The organism is Xanthomonas sp. WHRI 7065, from assembly GCF_040203115.2.
In the GTDB taxonomy this organism is placed as follows: Bacteria; Pseudomonadota; Gammaproteobacteria; order Xanthomonadales; family Xanthomonadaceae; genus Xanthomonas; species Xanthomonas arboricola.
Map to the genome: position 1 here is coordinate 3351808 of NZ_CP168194.1, position 15873 is coordinate 3367680.

General features: G+C 66.6%; 13 protein-coding genes and 1 other RNA gene. 3 read left to right on the forward strand and 11 right to left on the reverse strand.

Annotation, left to right across the window (positions count from 1 at the left end):
• Positions 1 to 140: 140 nt before the first annotated feature.
• From ABQY64_RS14060 to ABQY64_RS14075, 4 genes are read right to left on the reverse strand one after another with little or no spacing between them, the layout of a single operon-like run.
• A complete protein-coding gene (locus ABQY64_RS14060; RefSeq protein WP_349780051.1) occupies positions 141 to 824 on the reverse strand; it encodes a TetR/AcrR family transcriptional regulator in 684 nt (227 codons plus the stop codon).
• Positions 817 to 2313: an efflux transporter outer membrane subunit gene (locus ABQY64_RS14065; protein ID WP_104622940.1), complete on the reverse strand. Its 1497-nt coding sequence runs from the start codon at positions 2311 to 2313 to the stop codon at positions 817 to 819. Before ABQY64_RS14065 ends, ABQY64_RS14060 begins: the two co-directional genes overlap by 8 nt.
• 1 nt (position 2314) lies before the next feature.
• On the reverse strand, positions 2315 to 5458 hold the full coding sequence (locus tag ABQY64_RS14070; RefSeq protein ID WP_349780050.1) for an efflux RND transporter permease subunit: 3144 nt from the start codon (positions 5456 to 5458) through the stop codon (positions 2315 to 2317).
• Positions 5459 to 5474: 16 nt separating this feature from the next.
• Positions 5475 to 6701 carry an efflux RND transporter periplasmic adaptor subunit gene (locus ABQY64_RS14075; RefSeq protein ID WP_102584917.1) on the reverse strand — a complete coding sequence of 409 codons (1227 nt, stop codon included), beginning with the start codon at positions 6699 to 6701 and terminating at the stop codon, positions 5475 to 5477.
• A gap of 130 nt (positions 6702 to 6831) precedes the next feature.
• Here ABQY64_RS14075 and ABQY64_RS14080 point away from each other — a divergent pair, with 130 nt between their 5' ends.
• Complete coding sequence (locus tag ABQY64_RS14080; protein ID WP_102584916.1) at positions 6832 to 7452, forward strand: TetR/AcrR family transcriptional regulator; 621 nt, start codon at positions 6832 to 6834, stop codon at positions 7450 to 7452.
• Between the two features lie 360 nt (positions 7453 to 7812).
• Here the strand turns inward: ABQY64_RS14080 and ABQY64_RS14085 are convergent, their stop codons facing one another.
• From ABQY64_RS14085 to creD, 7 genes are all read right to left on the reverse strand, one after another.
• Entirely contained in the window at positions 7813 to 8307 is a 495-nt protein-coding gene (locus ABQY64_RS14085) for a transcriptional repressor (protein ID WP_024939899.1), read from the reverse strand.
• Between the two features lie 15 nt (positions 8308 to 8322).
• Entirely contained in the window at positions 8323 to 9726 is a 1404-nt protein-coding gene (gltX, locus tag ABQY64_RS14090; RefSeq protein WP_104559387.1) for a glutamate--tRNA ligase, read from the reverse strand.
• Between the two features lie 67 nt (positions 9727 to 9793).
• On the reverse strand, positions 9794 to 10885 hold the full coding sequence (locus tag ABQY64_RS14095) for a DUF3616 domain-containing protein (protein WP_349780049.1): 1092 nt from the start codon (positions 10883 to 10885) through the stop codon (positions 9794 to 9796).
• Positions 10886 to 11015: 130 nt separating this feature from the next.
• Complete coding sequence (locus ABQY64_RS14100; RefSeq protein WP_349780048.1) at positions 11016 to 11900, reverse strand: carbon-nitrogen hydrolase family protein; 885 nt, start codon at positions 11898 to 11900, stop codon at positions 11016 to 11018.
• Positions 11901 to 11946: 46 nt separating this feature from the next.
• Positions 11947 to 12597: a GNAT family N-acetyltransferase gene (locus tag ABQY64_RS14105; protein WP_349780124.1), complete on the reverse strand. Its 651-nt coding sequence runs from the start codon at positions 12595 to 12597 to the stop codon at positions 11947 to 11949.
• On the reverse strand, positions 12594 to 13016 hold the full coding sequence (locus ABQY64_RS14110; protein ID WP_047129026.1) for a hypothetical protein: 423 nt from the start codon (positions 13014 to 13016) through the stop codon (positions 12594 to 12596). The genes ABQY64_RS14105 and ABQY64_RS14110 overlap by 4 nt, the downstream gene beginning before the upstream one ends.
• A gap of 7 nt (positions 13017 to 13023) precedes the next feature.
• Positions 13024 to 14343 (reverse strand): cell envelope integrity protein CreD, encoded by a 1320-nt coding sequence (gene creD / locus ABQY64_RS14115; RefSeq protein ID WP_104600283.1) that lies wholly within the window; start codon positions 14341 to 14343, stop codon positions 13024 to 13026.
• 442 nt (positions 14344 to 14785) lie between these two features.
• Between creD and ABQY64_RS14120 the strand changes: the two genes are divergently transcribed.
• Both ABQY64_RS14120 and ABQY64_RS14125 read left to right on the forward strand, forming a co-directional pair.
• The gene (locus ABQY64_RS14120) at positions 14786 to 15598 is read left to right on the forward strand and encodes a C1 family peptidase (protein ID WP_349780047.1); all 813 of its coding nucleotides are present in this window, start codon (positions 14786 to 14788) and stop codon (positions 15596 to 15598) included.
• A 195-nt stretch (positions 15599 to 15793) separates the two neighbouring features.
• Positions 15794 to 15869, forward strand: a non-coding RNA gene (locus ABQY64_RS14125) — sX9 sRNA.
• The last annotated feature ends 4 nt before the right edge of the window (positions 15870 to 15873 follow it).

Consider the following 15873-nt stretch of genomic DNA (forward strand, 5'->3'; position numbering starts at 1 on the left):
TGCACAGCAGGCGGCGCTAACGCTTATGAGCGAGCCTCATCAACGCGCGCAGCGCCTGCACTGCCGGGCTAACTCTGCGTATGCGAACGCAGGCAACGTGCCACCGACTACCTATCCATCGCGCTGCCCTGCCGCCGCCGCTAGAACCCGCTCGGCACCTCGCGTTTACCTTCCGCTGTCACCGCGGGCGGTTGCGGCCGATACGCGCGCAGGAACAGCGCCACTGCACTGGCGACATACCCGTGCTGCGTGGCGGCCGGTGCTGGCAACGTGCTGCCATGCAGCGCCGCATTGGCCGGCATGCCGGTCATCAATCCGAAGAAATGCACCGAGGCATCCGGCAGATTGTCGATGACCAGGCTGCCCTGCTCCACTTCGCGCGCCAACACCGTACGCATCGTGGTGTCGTAGCGTTCGAAGCCCAGCGTCCACATCTCCTCGCGTATCTGGCTGGGCAGTGCCGGCGGCCGCACCAGGCCGTAGGCGGCATCGCCCAGTGCATTGCTGGCCGCCATGCGCACGACCGCATCGGCGATGGCGAGCAGACGCACGGGCAACGGCCCGCGCATGTTCAACAGTGCCTCCCAGGGATTGGGCGACTGGTGCGCCAGCGCCTCCAGGGTGGTGCGGAACAGCACCTCCTTGGACGCGAAGTGCGCATACACCGTGGCCTTGGACACCATTGCGCGCTCGGCGATGCTGTCCATGCTGGTCTTGTCGAAGCCCTGGCGTGGAAACAGCTCGGCTGCCGCGCGCAGGATCGCGCCACGCTTGTCGTGCGGTGCGCGCCTGGGCGCCGGGGCCTCGGCAGCGGCGTCATCCACGTGGCTGCCCCGTCGCGGTCGTGGCCACCGCCGGGTCGGCCGATTGCAGCCAACCGCCGCCCATCGCCTTGTAGAACGTCGCCAGATTGGTGAAGCGCGACAGCTGCGTGGTGATCAAGTTCTGCTGCGCGCTGTACAGCGCGCGCTGCGCATCCAGCGCCTGCAGGTAGCTGTCCACGCCGCGTTCGAAGCGCGCTTGCGACAGCCGGTAGCTGTCGGCGGTGGCATCGACCAGGGCCTGTTGCGCCTGCAACTGCCGGCCCAGGGTCTCGCGTTGCGCGAGCGCATCGGAGACCTCGCGGAACGCGCTCTGGATCGCCTTTTCGTACTGCGCCACTTCGATATCGCGGTTAGCCTTGGCCATGTCCAGGTTGGCGCGGTTACGCCCGGCGTTGAAGATCGGCAGCGTCAGCGTGGGCACGAAGCTCCAGGCGCGGGTGCCGGAATCGAACAGGTTGGACAGGCTGCTGCTGGACGAGCCGGTCGATGCGGTCAGGCTGATGCTGGGGAAGAACGCCGCGCGCGCCGCACCGATGTTGGCGTTGGCCGCACGCAGGTTGCGCTCGGCCTCCAGGATGTCCGGGCGGCGCTGCAGCAACTGCGACGGCAGCCCGGCCGGCACGCTGGCCAGCACGTTGCCGTCCACGCTGGCGCCGTCGGGCAAGGCCTGCGGCAACAGCTCCGCCGGCACCTGCGTGCCGACCAGCAGCACCAGGGCATTGCGGTCCTGCGCCACCTGCGCGGTATAGCGCTCCACATCCACGCGTGCGGTTTCCACCGTGGTCTGCGCCTGGCGCAAGCTGAGCTGCGAGGCCACACCCAGCTCGAAGCTGCGTTGCTGCAGGCGATAGCTGTCGCCCTGGCTGCTCAAGGTGGACTGCGCCAGTTGCAGCAACTGCTGATCGGCCGCCAGCGTCAGATAGGCGGTGGCCACTTCGGCCACCAGGCTGATATGGGTGCTGCGGCGTGCCTCGGCGGTGGACAGGAACTGCTGCAGCGCCTGTTCCTTGAGGCTGCGCACACGCCCGAACAGATCCAGCTCGTACGCACTGACGCCGATGTTGGCGCTGTAGGTCCGGAACACCTGCGGCTGGCCTGGAATGGCCAGCTCCGACGGCGTGCGCGCGTTATTGGCGGTGCCGGTGCCCTGCACGGCAGGCAACAACGCAGCGCGCTCCACCCGGTACTGCGCACGTGCCACCTCGATGTTGAGCGCGGCCACGCGCAGGTCGCGATTGTTCTCCAATGCCAGCGCGATCACCTGCTGCAGCGCCGGGTCGGTGAACACCTGCCGCCAGCCGATGTTGGCGATATCGATCGCCTGCCCGGGGCTGGCCGTATCGGTGGTAGTGGATGCCGTCGAGAGCTCGGTGCCGGCAAAGCGTTCGGGCACCGGTGCGTCAGGCCGTGCATAGCGCGGCATCAGCGTGCATCCGGACAGCACGCCGGCCACCGCGATCGCGGTCAATGTCATGCGGATCGGTGTCATCTCAGTGTCCTGCCGGTTGCGGTGCGGGCGAAGTGGGCTGTGCGCGGCGCTTGAACAAGCCGCTGATCAGCACGAAGAACAACGGCACGAAGAAGATCGCCAGGATCGTGCCGGATAACATGCCGCCGATCACCGCGGTGCCCAAGGCATGCTGCGCGCCTGCACCGGCACCACTGCCGAGCACCAACGGCACCACGCCCAGGATGAAGGCCAGCGATGTCATCAGGATCGGCCGCAAGCGCATGCGTGCTGCCTCCAATGCGGACTCGACCAGGCTCTTGCCGCTTTCATGCAGTTCCTTGGCAAATTCCACGATCAGGATCGCGTTTTTCGATGCCAGGCCAATCGTGGTGAGCAGGCCCACCTGGAAGTACACATCGTTCATTTTCCAGGTCAGCATTGCGCCCAGCAGCGTGCCGAACACGCCCAGCGGCACCACCAGGATCACCGAGAACGGAATCGCCCAGCTTTCGTACAACGCGGCCAGACACAGGAACACGATCAGGATCGACAGTCCGTACAACAGGCCGGTCTGGCCGGTCGAGGATTTCTCCTGCCGCGACAAGCCGGTCCACTCGTAGCCGATGCCCGGCGGCAACTTGGCCGCCGCCGCTTCGACGATCTGCATCGCCTCGCCGCTGGAGGCCGCACCCGGCATCGCCATGCCCAGGATCTCCACCGACGGCACGCTGTTGTAGCGCTCCAGACGCGGCGAGCCGGAACTCCAGCTGGCAGTGGCGAAGGCGTTGAACGGCACCATCGTGCCGGCGCTGTTGCGCACGAACCAGCGGTCGATGTCCTGCGGATTCATGCGGTACACCGCATCGGCCTGCAGCATCACCTTCTTGACGCGGCCCTTGTCGATGAAGTCGTTGACGTAGGTACTGCCCCAGGCACTGGAGAAGGTGTTGTTGATATCGGCGATCGACACGCCCATGGCCTGCGCCTTGTGCGAATCGATTTCCAGCTTGAACTCGGGCGTGTCTTCCTGGCCGTTCGGGCGCACCGCCACCAGCCGCTTGTCCTGCGACAGCTCGGCCAGCAGCTGGTTACGCGCCTGCATCAAGGCCTCGTGGCCGAGGTTGGCGCGGTCCTGCAGCATCAGGTCGAAGCCGGTCGCATTGCCCAGCTCGGACACCGCCGGCGGTGCGAATGCAAACACCTTGGCATCGCGAATGGTGCTGAAGAACGCACCGGCCTTGCCCGCCACGTCGGTGACGCTCTGGCCCTTGCCGGTGCGCTCGTCCCACGGCCGCAACTTGACGAAGGCAAAGCCCACGTTCTGGCCGGTACCGGCAAAGCTGAAACCGGAGACCGCAAAGATACCGGCGACCGAGTCCTTCTGATCGACCAGGAAGTGATGCTCCACCTGCTTGAGCACCTCGCCGGTGCGCGCATCGGTGGCACCGGGCGGCAACTGCACCAGCACGAACAGCGTGCCCTGGTCCTCGTCCGGCAGGAAGCCCACCGGCAGCTTCATGAAGCCGAACACCACCAACGCCAGCAACACCGCGTAGGCCAGCATGTAGCGCCAGCCCTTGCCCAGCATGTGCCGCACCACGCCCTGATAGCCGTTGTTGCCGCGATCGAACACGCGGTTGAACCAGCCGAAGAACCCGGTGGTCGCCAGACCATGGCCCTTCTCCACCGGCTTGAGCAGGGTGGCGCACAGGGCCGGGGTCAGGATCATCGCCACCAGTACCGACAAGGTCATGGCCGAGACGATCGTGATCGAGAACTGCCGGTAGATCACGCCGGTGGAACCGCCGAAGAACGCCATCGGCACGAACACCGCGGCCAGCACCAGGGCCACGCCGACTAGCGCGCCGGAGATCTGGTCCATCGACTTGCGCGTGGCGTCCTTGGGCGACAACTGCTCCTCGCCCATCACGCGTTCGACGTTTTCCACCACCACGATGGCATCGTCCACCAGCAGGCCGATCGCCAGCACCATCGCGAACATGGTCAGCGTGTTGATGGTGAAACCGAACGCCGCCAGCACGCCGAAGGTGCCGAGCAACACCACCGGCACCGCGATGGTCGGGATCAAGGTCGCGCGGAAATTCTGCAGGAACAGGTACATCACCAGAAACACCAGCACCACCGCTTCGATCAGCGTATGCACCACCTGCTCGATGGAGATGCGCACGAACGGCGTGGTGTCGTACGGCTTTTGCGCTTTCATGCCGGGAGGGAAGAATTTCTCCTGCTCCTCCAGGCTCTTGTCGATCGCGCGCACCGTATCCAGCGCATTGGCGCCGGTGGCCAGCTTGATCGCCAGACCGGCGGCCGGCTTGCCGTTATAGCGGCCCACCGTGTTGTAGCTCTCGCTGCCCAGTTCGATGCGTGCCACATCGCGCAGGCGCACCTGCGAGCCATCGGACTGCGTGCGCAGCAAAATGTTCTCGAACTCCTCGGCGGTCTTCAGCCGGGTCTGCGCGGTGATGGTGGCATTGAGTTGCTGGTTGGGCACCGCCGGCAACGCGCCGAGCTGGCCGGCGGAAACCTGCGCGTTCTGCGCCTGGATCGCGGTGCGCACATCCACCGGGGTCAGGCTGAAGTTGTTCAACTTGTTCGGGTCCATCCATACCCGCATCGCGTACTGCGAGCCGAACAAAGTGGTGTCGCCCACGCCTTCGACGCGGCTGATGGTTTCCTGCACGTTGGCAGCCACGTAATCGGACAGGTCCGAATCGCTCATGCTGCCGTCCTCGGAAGTGAAGGCCAGCACGTTGAGGAAGTTGGTGGCCGACTTGGTCACCGTCACGCCCTGCTGCTGCACTTCCTGCGGCAGCAACGGCGTGGCCAGCGACAACTTGTTCTGCACCTGCACCTGCGCGGTGTCCGGATCGGTGCCGTTGTCGAAGGTCAGCGTGATGGTCACCGCACCGCTGGATTCGCTGGTGGAGGCCATGTAGCTGAGGTGGTCCAGCCCCTTCATCTTCTGCTCGATGACCTGGGTGACGGTGTCTTCCAGGGTCTGCGCCGAGGCGCCCGGATAGTTGGCGGTGATGGCGACGGCCGGCGGCGCGATGCTGGGGTATTGCGCAATCGGCAAGGTGGCGATGGACAGGATGCCGGCCAGCATCACGATGATGGCCAACACCCAGGCGAAGATCGGACGATCGATAAAGAAGCGTGCCATGACGTGTGATCCCGCCTCAGTTGGCCGCACGCGGTGCGGTCGGGGCGGAAGGAGTGCCGGCGGCTGCATTGCCGGCACCGGCAGCCGGCCTGCCCTTGGGCTGCCACGGCACGGTCTTGACCTCGATGCCGTCGCGGGCGCGCGAGACGCCTTCGACCACCAGTTGCTCGCCGGCCTTCAGACCGCTGCGCACCAGCCACTGGTCACCGACTTCGCGGTCGGTTTCCAGCACGCGCAGGTGCAGCTTGTGATCGGCGCCGACCACGAACGCGGTCGGCTTGCCGGCGCCATTGCGCGAGACCGCCTGCTGCGGCACCAGCACGCCCTGCTCCTTGATGCCTTCCTGCAGCACCGCGCGCACATACATGCCCGGCAACAACTCCGCATTCGGGTTCGGGAACACCGCGCGCAGGGTGATCGAGCCGGTGTTCTGGTCGACGGTGACATCGGAGAACGCCAGGTGGCCCTGCAGCGGATAGGTGCTGCCGTCTTCCAGCAGCAGCGACACCTTGGCCGCGTCGTCGCCGGCCTTTTCCAGCTCGCCGCGCGCCATCGCCTGCTTCAGGCGGAGCAAGGCCGCGCTGGGCTGGGTGACGTCGATGTAGATCGGGTCCAGTTGCTGGATGGTGGTCAGTGCGGTGGCCTGGTTAGCGGTCACCAGGGCACCCGGGGTGACGCTGGAGCGGCCGATGCGGCCGGAGATCGGCGCGTCCAGGCGCGCGAAGGCCAGGTTGATGCGCGCGGTTTCCACGCTGGCCTTGCCAGCGGCCACGTCGGCCTCGGCCTGGCCCAGCGCGGCGGCGGTGTCGTCGCCGTCCTGCTGGCTGATGGCCTTGATCTGCACCAGTTCGGTGTAGCGCTCGGCCTTGAGCCTGGCGGTGCGCAGGTTGGCCTGCGCCTTGGCCAGGGTGGCCTGGGCGCTGGCATAGCTGGCGCGGTAGGTCGCCGGATCGATCTGGTACAGCGTCTGCCCGGCCTTGACGTCGCCGCCCTCGGTGAACTGGCGCGACTGCACGATGCCGCCCACCTGCGGGCGAACTTCGGCGATCAGGTAGGGAACCGTGCGTCCGGGCAGTTCGGTGGTCAGCGTCACCGGCTGCGGCCTGACGGTCAGCACGCCCATTTCGGGCATGCCCTCCTCAGGCGGCGGGCCGCCTGGCGGGCTGCCGCAGGCACTGAGCAGGACGGTGGCAGCAACGGCAGCAGCGAGCAGGGGCAGGCGAAACGAGGCATGAGGACGCACGAGGAGGTCTCCGACGGGACACAGGATGGTTAAATCTAAACGGTACGGTTTGGTATCCTAATAAGCGCATCCGTGGCCGTCAAGCATTCCTGCCCAGTCGGTATACTTAAGGACCCAAGGGAGTCAGTTGATGCGGGTCAGAACCGAAGAAAAACGCGACGCCATCGTGCAGGCGGCCAGCGAGGTGTTCCTCGAGCTGGGCTTCGAAGGCGCCTCGATGTCGCAGATCGCCGCCCGCGTCGGCGGCTCCAAGCGCACGCTCTACGGCTATTTCCCGTCCAAGGAGGAGTTGTTCGTGGCGTTTGCCAAGGACATGTCCGACCGCTACATCGACCCGCTGCTGGACGCGCTTTCGCAAAGCAATGGCCCGGTCGCCGAGACGCTGCAGCGCTTCGGCGAGGACATCCTCGGCTTCCTGTGCCAGCCCAGCTCGATCACCATCTGGCAGACCATCATCGGTGTGTCGGGGCGGTCGGACGTGGGCGCGCTGTTCTTCAATGCAGGCCCCGAAGAAGGCATGCAACGCATGGCCGATTACCTGCAGACGCAGATGGATCGCGGCGTGATCCGCTGCGCCGACGTCCTGATCGCGTCGAGGCAGTTCGGCGGGCTGCTGGAGGCGGAAACCCTGATGCCCTGCCTGTTCGGCGCGCTGAAGAACCCCTCGCCCGAGTATCTGCGCGAAGCGACGCAGCGCGCAGTCGCCCTGTTTCTGGCGGGCTATGGATGCAAGACCGACGCCGCGGCGTGATGTGCGGTGGTGTCTGATAGCTTGGATAAGCGATGAGTCGCTGGCGACCCCGCTGATGCGCGTGCATGGCACTCGTGCAAGCGCGTACTGCTCGAAGCTTGGTTGGTGTGACAACAACAGCGCATTTGTCTGCAGCAGATGGCTGGGTCTGCGCACTGCCGGCAACTTATAGAGCGGCTAACCAAACTACGTCACGCCAGCTGATCTGCTGCCTGGCTGCAGGGCCCTTACCCGCCTAAAGTCGCGGCACACGCTGCAAGTACATCCCTGCAAGCTCTTGCGCGGCATCCATGCCGCGTAGGTGCCGCGACGGTTTGTTAGCCGCTCCAAGTGAACCGCCCTGGGTTTGCCTGGCGATGCTTACTCGGCCACCGCGCACTTGGCGCACAGGCCGTGCACTTCCAGGGTCTGCGCCTGCGGCTGGAAGCCCAGCGCCTTGGCGCGCGCTTCCAGTTGCGCCACCACCTCGCGGTCTTCCAGTTCCACCGCGCTGTGGCAGCGATCGCAGATCAGGAACGGCACCGAGTGCTGGGCGCTGTTGGGGTGGTGGCAGGCGACGAAGGCGTTGACCGACTCGAGCTTGTGCACGAAGCCATTGGCCATCAGGAAATCCAGCGCGCGGTACACCGTGGGCGGGGCGTCGGCGCCAACGCCCTTGCCTTCGCGCACCCAGTCCAGCAGTTCGTAGGCCTTGACCGGCTTGCCGGCGTCGGCGATCAGCCGCAGCACGTTGGCGCGGATCGGCGTCAGCCGCAGGCCGCGCTCGCTGCAGGCGCGCTCCACCGCGCGCACGAAGCCGTTGGCGTCGTCGACATGGTGATGCGGTGCAGTGCAGGCGTGTTCGTTGGTTTTCATCACAGGCTCCGGCGGTCAGCCCGCCCCTATCTTGATGAGTGCCGCATCGATGCGTTTCAAGGCGCCCTCGCGTCCGGCCAGGTACACCGTCTGCGAAATGTCCGGGCTGACCTGGGTGCCGGTGATGGCCACCCGCAGCGGCTGGGCCACCTTGCCCATGCCCAGCTCCAGCGCGGCGGCGGCGGCGTGCAGCGCGGCCGAGACGGTCTCCACGCTCCATTCGCTCTGTGCCGCCAGCAGTTCGCGCGCCTTGCCCAGCGGCACTTCTGCGCCCAGCTTGAGGTGCTTCATCACCGCCGCCTCGTCGTAGGTTTCCAGCGGCTGGTACCAGACCACGGCTTTTTCGGCCATTTCCTTCAAGGTCTGCACGCGCTCGCGCAGCGCCACCACCACATCGGCGGCGGCCGGGCCGGCGGCGACATCGATGCCCAGCCTGGCGAGCTGGTATTCCAGCTGCGGGGCGATGCTGGCCGGGTCGTCGGTCTTGAGGTAGTGCTGGTTGACCCAGCCCAGCTTGGCCATGTCCAGCCGCGCGGCCTTGGAATTGACGTCCTTGACGTCGAACAGGTCGAGCAGTTCCTGCCGACTGAACAACTCCTGGTCGCCGTGCGACCAGCCCAGACGGGCCAGGTAGTTGATCAGCGCATGCGGCAGATAGCCGGCGTCCTTGTACTGCATCACGTCGGCCGCACCGGTGCGCTTGGACAGCTTGGCGCCCTGCTCGTCCAGGATCATCGGCATGTGCGCGAACTTCGGCACCGGGGCGCCCAGCGCCTCATAGATGTTGATCTGGCGCGGCGTGTTGTTGATATGGTCGTCGCCGCGAATCACCTCGGTGATGCCCATGTCCCAATCGTCCACCACCACCGCGAAGTTGTAGGTGGGGAAGCCGTCCGGGCGGAAGATCACCATGTCGTCGAGCTCGCTGTTGGCGATCTCGATGACACCCTTGATCAGGTCGTCGAACACCACCGTGCCGCCGACCGGATTCTTGAAGCGGATGACCCGGTTGGGGTCGTCGCGGTACGGCAGGTTCTGCTCGCGGGCGGCGCCGTTGTAGCGCGGCTTTTCCTGCCTGGCCATCGCGGCCTCGCGCATGGCGTCGAGTTCTTCGCGGGTTTCGTAGGCGTAATAGGCCTTGCCCTGGGCCAGCAGTTGCTCGGCGACCTCCTGGTAGCGGGCGACGCGCTGGGTCTGGTAGATCGGGCCTTCGTCATAACCCAGGCCCAGCCATTCCATCGCCTCCAGGATGGCGTCGATCGCGGCCTGGGTGCTGCGTTCACGGTCGGTGTCCTCGATGCGCAGCACGAACTGCCCGCCGCGGCGGCGTGCCTCCAGCCAGCAATACAGGGCGGTGCGGGCGCCGCCGATGTGCAGGTAACCGGTGGGGCTGGGGGCAAAACGGGTGCGGCAGGTCATGGAGCGCTCGGCAAAACGGGAGTCGGCCGATTTTACCTTGACCAGCGCAGACCTGCCCGCGCGCGGCTCAGCGGTTGCGCAACAGGTCGCCGTAGACCATGTCATCGCCGCCGCTGCGCGCCGGGCCGGGCGCGTCGTACAGCACCAGCCAGCTGGGCGTGTCGCCGGCCAGGTGGCTGGGAAGGTTGCAGATCGCCTCGGCGCGGTCGCTGTCGGTGCCGTGCGGCAACACCGCCGATTCCAGCAGCTCGTGCTGAAAGCGCACCGGCGCCTGGTTGGCGGCCAGCACCGCACGCGCGCCCGGCCATTTGAACAGGCGGATTTCGCCGTTCAGCACCATGGTCGGGCCGGCCAGCAGGTACAGGTCGTCGCCGGAATAATGCAGGTCGCGGATGCCCAGCCCGCCCAATTGCAGGAAGTGCTTGCGCAGCAGCGTGCCGTCCTCGTCCAACGGCGCCAGGCGCAGGTGGTCGCCATGCGCCTGCACCCGGATCTCCAGCAGCGCCGACCAGCCGCGCAGCACCGGCCCGCGCAGGCCCAGCAGCAGGCGCTCGCCGTCCACCACGATGCCTTCGATATCGAAGCCGTTGTCCTTGCCGGGAATCTTCAGGAACGGGCCGAAGTGCGGATCGTCGGCCAGCAGCTCGGTGAGCTGGTTGTGCTTCGCATCGCCCTTGAGACGCAGCGCGCGACGGCCGTCGGCGGCTTCGCGCACCAGGCGCGGGGTGCCGTCGGCATCGCGCTCGATCGGCAGGCAGGCCAGCAGGCGGCGGTTGGCGTCGAGCTTGAGTTTGGTCAGGCGTTTGGCGTTTTCGGCATCGTCGCGACTGCGCTTGGCGTTCTTGCGCTTGAGCCCATGCGAGCCGATCACCCAAAGCAATCCCTCCGACAGCGCCATGCCTTCCAGATCCGCCTCCTCGGCCGCCTCGCCGGGCAGGTCCAGCAACTCGGCCAGCGCAAAGCTCTGCCCCTGGCCGAAGCGCAGCGTTTCGCGCTGCACGGGGTCGAGCCTGCGCAGGCGATCCACCGCGCAGGCCTCGTCACCGGCCACCCACAGCCAGTCGTCGGTGAAGGCCGCACCGGACAGATTGCTGTGCACCAGCGCGCCGGGCGCGAACTCAAGACGGACGCTGTGCGGAATCAGGGTTTTCTTGGCCATGGGAACCTGCTGGATGGTGCTAGGAATGAGAGTGATGGCCGGCGCGGAACGGTCGGCACGCGCGGCGCGATTGGTCGCAAACACCGACTGCGCTCGCCTGATGCTGCGCGCAGTGGCTGGCCGCGCTCTATCAGTCGAACGTGGCCAGCCTGGCACGCACAACGTGAGCGCCCAATTGACCGACCCAATCGCGATCGTTGGCGACCTGCGCCTGCGCGCGGCTGGCCTCGAAGGCGGCGAAATCCAGCTCCGCATACGCCCACACGGCAGTGCCCTGGGTCTGCGCCAGCACGCCATCGGCCGGGAAGCCGACATCCATGGGTGCGAACACCGCCGCTTCGCCGGTATTGACGTCCAGCGCCGGGCTCCACGGCGCTTGCCCGGCCGTGACCGATTGCGCGACGAACACACGGTTTTCCAGCGCGCGCGCCAGGCAGCCGACCCGTACCCGCATCGCCCCGGCGGCGGTGTCGGTGCAACTGGGCACGATCAACAGCCGCGCGCCGGCCTCGTACTGCGCGCGCACCGGCAACGGGAACTCGCTGTCGTAGCAGATCGCGATCGCCGCACGCACGCCATCCAGGTCGAACACCTTCAGCGCGTCGCCCGGCTCGATCAGCCCGGTGGCCTTTTCGAAGCCGGTCAGCTGCAGCTTGTCCTGCCAGCCATGGCGGCCGTCGGGCGTGAACCAGTCGCTGCGGTTGCGATAACGGCCCTGGCCCAGGTCGAGCAGAAAGCTGCCGGCCACCAGATGCAGATGGTGCTGGCGCGCCAGGCCGGCAAACAGCTCCAGCCACGGCGCACGCAGCGCCTGGATCGCCGCCAGCGACTCCGGCAAGCCGGCAGAAATCTGCGTACCGAAGGTCGCGCCCAGCTCCAGCGACAGATACTCCGGCAGTACCAGCAGGCGCGCGCCGGCGGCAGCAGCCTCACCCACCAGCGCCGACTGGCGTGCGACGAACGCGGCAAAGTCGGCAGGCTTGCCGATCGGATATTTGGCGACGGCAATTTTCATCTACTGGCCTGGTTGCGGTTGATCAATGGCGTAAGAAGTGACCCGGTCACGGCGACAGTGGCCGGGTCCATACCCGCAGACTGTGGTCGATCTCGCCGTGTTGCAACTCCGCCCACGCCAATTGCACGCGCATGTCCGCTTGAGGTGCATAGCCACGTTTGCGCCAGAACACGTCGTTGGGTCGATGGTCGACCGGCTTGCGCGGATCGTCTTCTGCGCGTTCCACCGCGCAGAACGCAGTGAGCGCGAAGCGGCCCAGTGCACGCGCATGCGCCTCGCGCTGGTCGAAAAATGCGTGGCCGATTCCCTGCCCGCGATAGTCCGGCAGCAGCACCGATTCGCCGAAATAGAACACGCTGGCCGGGTCGATGCCGGCTGCACGGAACGGCGCATGGAAGGCTTCGCTGTCGTCGAGCAGCGGCAGCCCGGTGGAGGCGCCGATCACCGCATCGCCATCGCGTGCCAGCACGAACACGCTATCCGGCGAGGCCGCGTAGGCGGCCAGATAGCCGCGCTCGTAATCGGCGTCGCCGTCGTACAGGTATGGCCAGGCGCGGAACACCGCGATGCGCAGTTGCGCCACCGCAGCCAGATGCGGCAGCACCTGCGTGCCGCGCACCGTTTCAACGATCAGGGAGGAGCCGCTCATGCCGGCCATGGTAAGCCAGCCTGGCGCAGCTGCGCCGCCGTACATCAGCGCAGCCAGCCGCCATTGCCCGGAGCCGCCGCAGCCGGCTGCTGCCACAGCAACCACACCGCCGCCTCCTCGCTGGCCAGCAGCACACCGAGCAGCGCGTCGGTGCTGCGCGCCCAGTAGCTGCCGTTGCTCAACCGCTGCCACGGCCCGTAGCGGCGCGGACGCGCGTTGTCTGCCGCCGCGTCCTGCCGCTGCGCCGCCTGCAGGAACCCGCTGCCGCCCAGGCGCAATGCCTGCGCGGTGCCTGCATGCAGGCGCAGGCCGATCACCCCGCGGCGTCCGTCGCGGCGCAAGGGCAAGGCCGACAACGGCGAAGCATCCCAATACTGCGGCAGCGCTGCGGGAAGCAGCGCCACCGTGTCGATCCCGGCGGGCAGCAAACGCTGCGCCCGCCGGTGCAACTGTGCGTGAGCGCGCATGCCGGCCTCAGCGCAGGCTGTTGCCAAGCTCGTACCAGTCGAGCTTGCGGGTCACCCACATGATGCTGGCCAGGATGCCGAACAGCAGCAACGATCCCATTAGCAGCGAGTTGTCTTCGGAGATCAACAGGCTGTAGAGCACCCCATACAACGCGGTGAGCATCGCCGAGAACCCGGCTGCACGCGCCCAGCTGCGCAACACTCCGGACAGATAGAAGAACTGCAGGCCGATACACGCCGCGGCAGAGACCAGATACGCCTGCCAGAACGCGATGTGCTCGGAAAGGCTCAGCAGCAGCAGGAAGAAGATCGCCAGCGCCAGACCCACCAGCAGGTATTGCAGCGGATGGATCGGCAGACGCTTGATCAACTCGAACAACACGAACGCCACGAAGGTCAGCACCACGAACAGGATGCCGTACTTGCTGGCGCGGTCGGCCTGGGTATACACGTCGACCGGATCGACCAGCCGCACCTCCAGCGTATCCAGCGACGACTGGCTGGACTGCAGCTGGCTCTGTGCGCCGGTGGCCAACGACGACAACGACCAGCTCGCATCGAAACCGCGCGCGCCGATCGTCGGCGCATTCGGCAGGAAGCGCCCGCCGAACAGCGGATGCGGCCAGGCCGAGCGCAAGGCGATGTCGTTGTTGTCGGCAATCGGTGCGATCGCCAGGCTGCGGGTGCCGTCCAGCACGAACGACATCTCCACCAGCTTGCCATCGCCCAGCGTGCCGGTCAGCACATCGCCCAGCGGCTGCAGATCGGCATGGATACCGGCCGAGCGCCCCACCAGGCCGCCGGCCCCGCTCTCCAGCGGCAAGCTGCGGCCGTCCACCCGCAGGCTCGGCGTGCCGACCAGGCCGCGCACATCGGAAATGCCCACTGCCAGATGCGGCCGGCCATAGCGGCGACCGGCCACGGCCGGATACTCGAACGGGTCGAACTCGGCCTTGAGCCTGGCCTTCCACGAATACACCTGCACGCGGAACAGGCCGATCTTGCGCTCGGACGGGGTCAGCTCGCCGCTCAGGGCGAGCGTGCGCGGGGTCTGCAGCAACTGGCCGTCGCGCTTGCGCCAGACCTTGCGCGGGTTGCCCTGCTCGTCCGGCTCGGTGACCTGCACGTCCTCGGTAAACGGCAGCACCCGCACCGGCGCGATGAACTGCTGCTCGCCGGCCTTGCTCTGCGCCACCCGCTCCACCGCCTCGTCGCGGTAACGCGCACGGTCCTGCACCGTGCCGCGGATCAACAGCAATGGAATCAGCAGCAACAGGATCAATCCGCCAATGGTGGCGAAGCGCAACAACAGTTTCAGGGATTTCATCGACCTTCCTCAGTCTGGGAGGTCGCCAGGGTGCGTTGCGCCGGTGTCGCAGGTTTGAGGCGAATTTGAAGCGAATGTGAAGTGGGCGATCGGCAGGCTCGGCGACCGGCACTGTGATCCCGTTAGGAAATGCAGGTTTTGCCTTGCAAAAATGCAACAAAGGCCCAGGACATGCTTCCGTTGCATCGCCAGGGTTTCGCATCACCGCCGCGCGCTTCGCCGCCAGGCGCAACGATGCCAGTGCAGTTGCGCATCACGGGGCCATTGCTTTTCTCGAGTCTGTGTTGATCACGGCGTTGCAGTTCCGTGGTTCCGCGGCATCCGCGGCATCCGCATTCAACGTTACGCGCCGCAGCGGCGGTGTCGCACACGCATGCCCGCTTGCCGGCCATGGTTCCAGAAACGCGCACGACTGCCTCTCTCTCGCCTGGAGTTTGCCTTCATGACCAAGCAACGTTCGCTCACGCTCTGCCTGCTCGCTGCCCTGAGCCTGTCCTCCGCCGCCGCACAGGCGGCAATGCACGGGATGGGTCTGAAACCCTCGTCGTTGATGCAGCCGGTCACTCCGTTGTTCGGCATTGCCAGCGCCGACAACCCCCTGCCCGCCACGGTCGACCTGACTGCCTGGGCAATCACCCCGGGCGACCAGGGCCAGGTGGGGTCATGTGCGTCATGGGCAACCGCCCACACCCTGACCGGTTGGTATGCCAACGCCAACAAGCAGGCGCAAACCCGCTTCGCCCCGATGTATCTCTACAGCCAGGTCAACGGTGGCGTCGATGAGGGCTCCACGCTGGAAGCGCCGCTGGACGTCGCGCTGGCCCAAGGCATCGACACCGAGCAGCATTACGCGTGGGGCAACTACAACTGGAAGAACCCACCCACCGCAGCCGACCGCGCCAACGCCGCCAAGAACCCCACGCCATACCGCAAGTACACCGTGCTGTATTCGGGCGACGGCAATGGCGGGCGGGCCCTGATCGAACAGATCAAACTCGCGCTGGCCTCGTCCACGCCGGTGGCGATCGGCTTCTATGTCCGCCAGGGGTTCGAAGACCTCACACCGAAAAACCAGGTTGACTACGACACCAAGACGCCGATCCTGGGCGGGCACGCGGTGATCGCGCTGGGCTACGACAGTGAAGGGCTGCTCGTCGAAAACAGCTGGGGCACCGAGTGGGGCAACAAGGGCTTTGGCAAGCTGTCCTGGTCGGTGGTCGCCAAGGACGTCATCGGGGCCGACGTGGTGCATTAGCACACAGCGGCTGCGCACAGCGGTGCGCGGCTGACACGCAAGCGGCATGTGCCCTGGCGCATGCGCTTGCGTGCCACCGCGATGCCGCCGCCGTCGCCGCAGGCCTATGCACAGACGCCACGCAATGCGGCTCAGAGCCGCCGACAAACCTGCTGCACAGCCGCCGGGCGGGCGCGGCCGGTGCGCGGAATCGGCAGGTACCATCCGTCCACTCCGGTTGCTGCGCGCCATCCGCACCCACCTGACGACTGCGCGCTACGGTTTGCTAGCCGCGC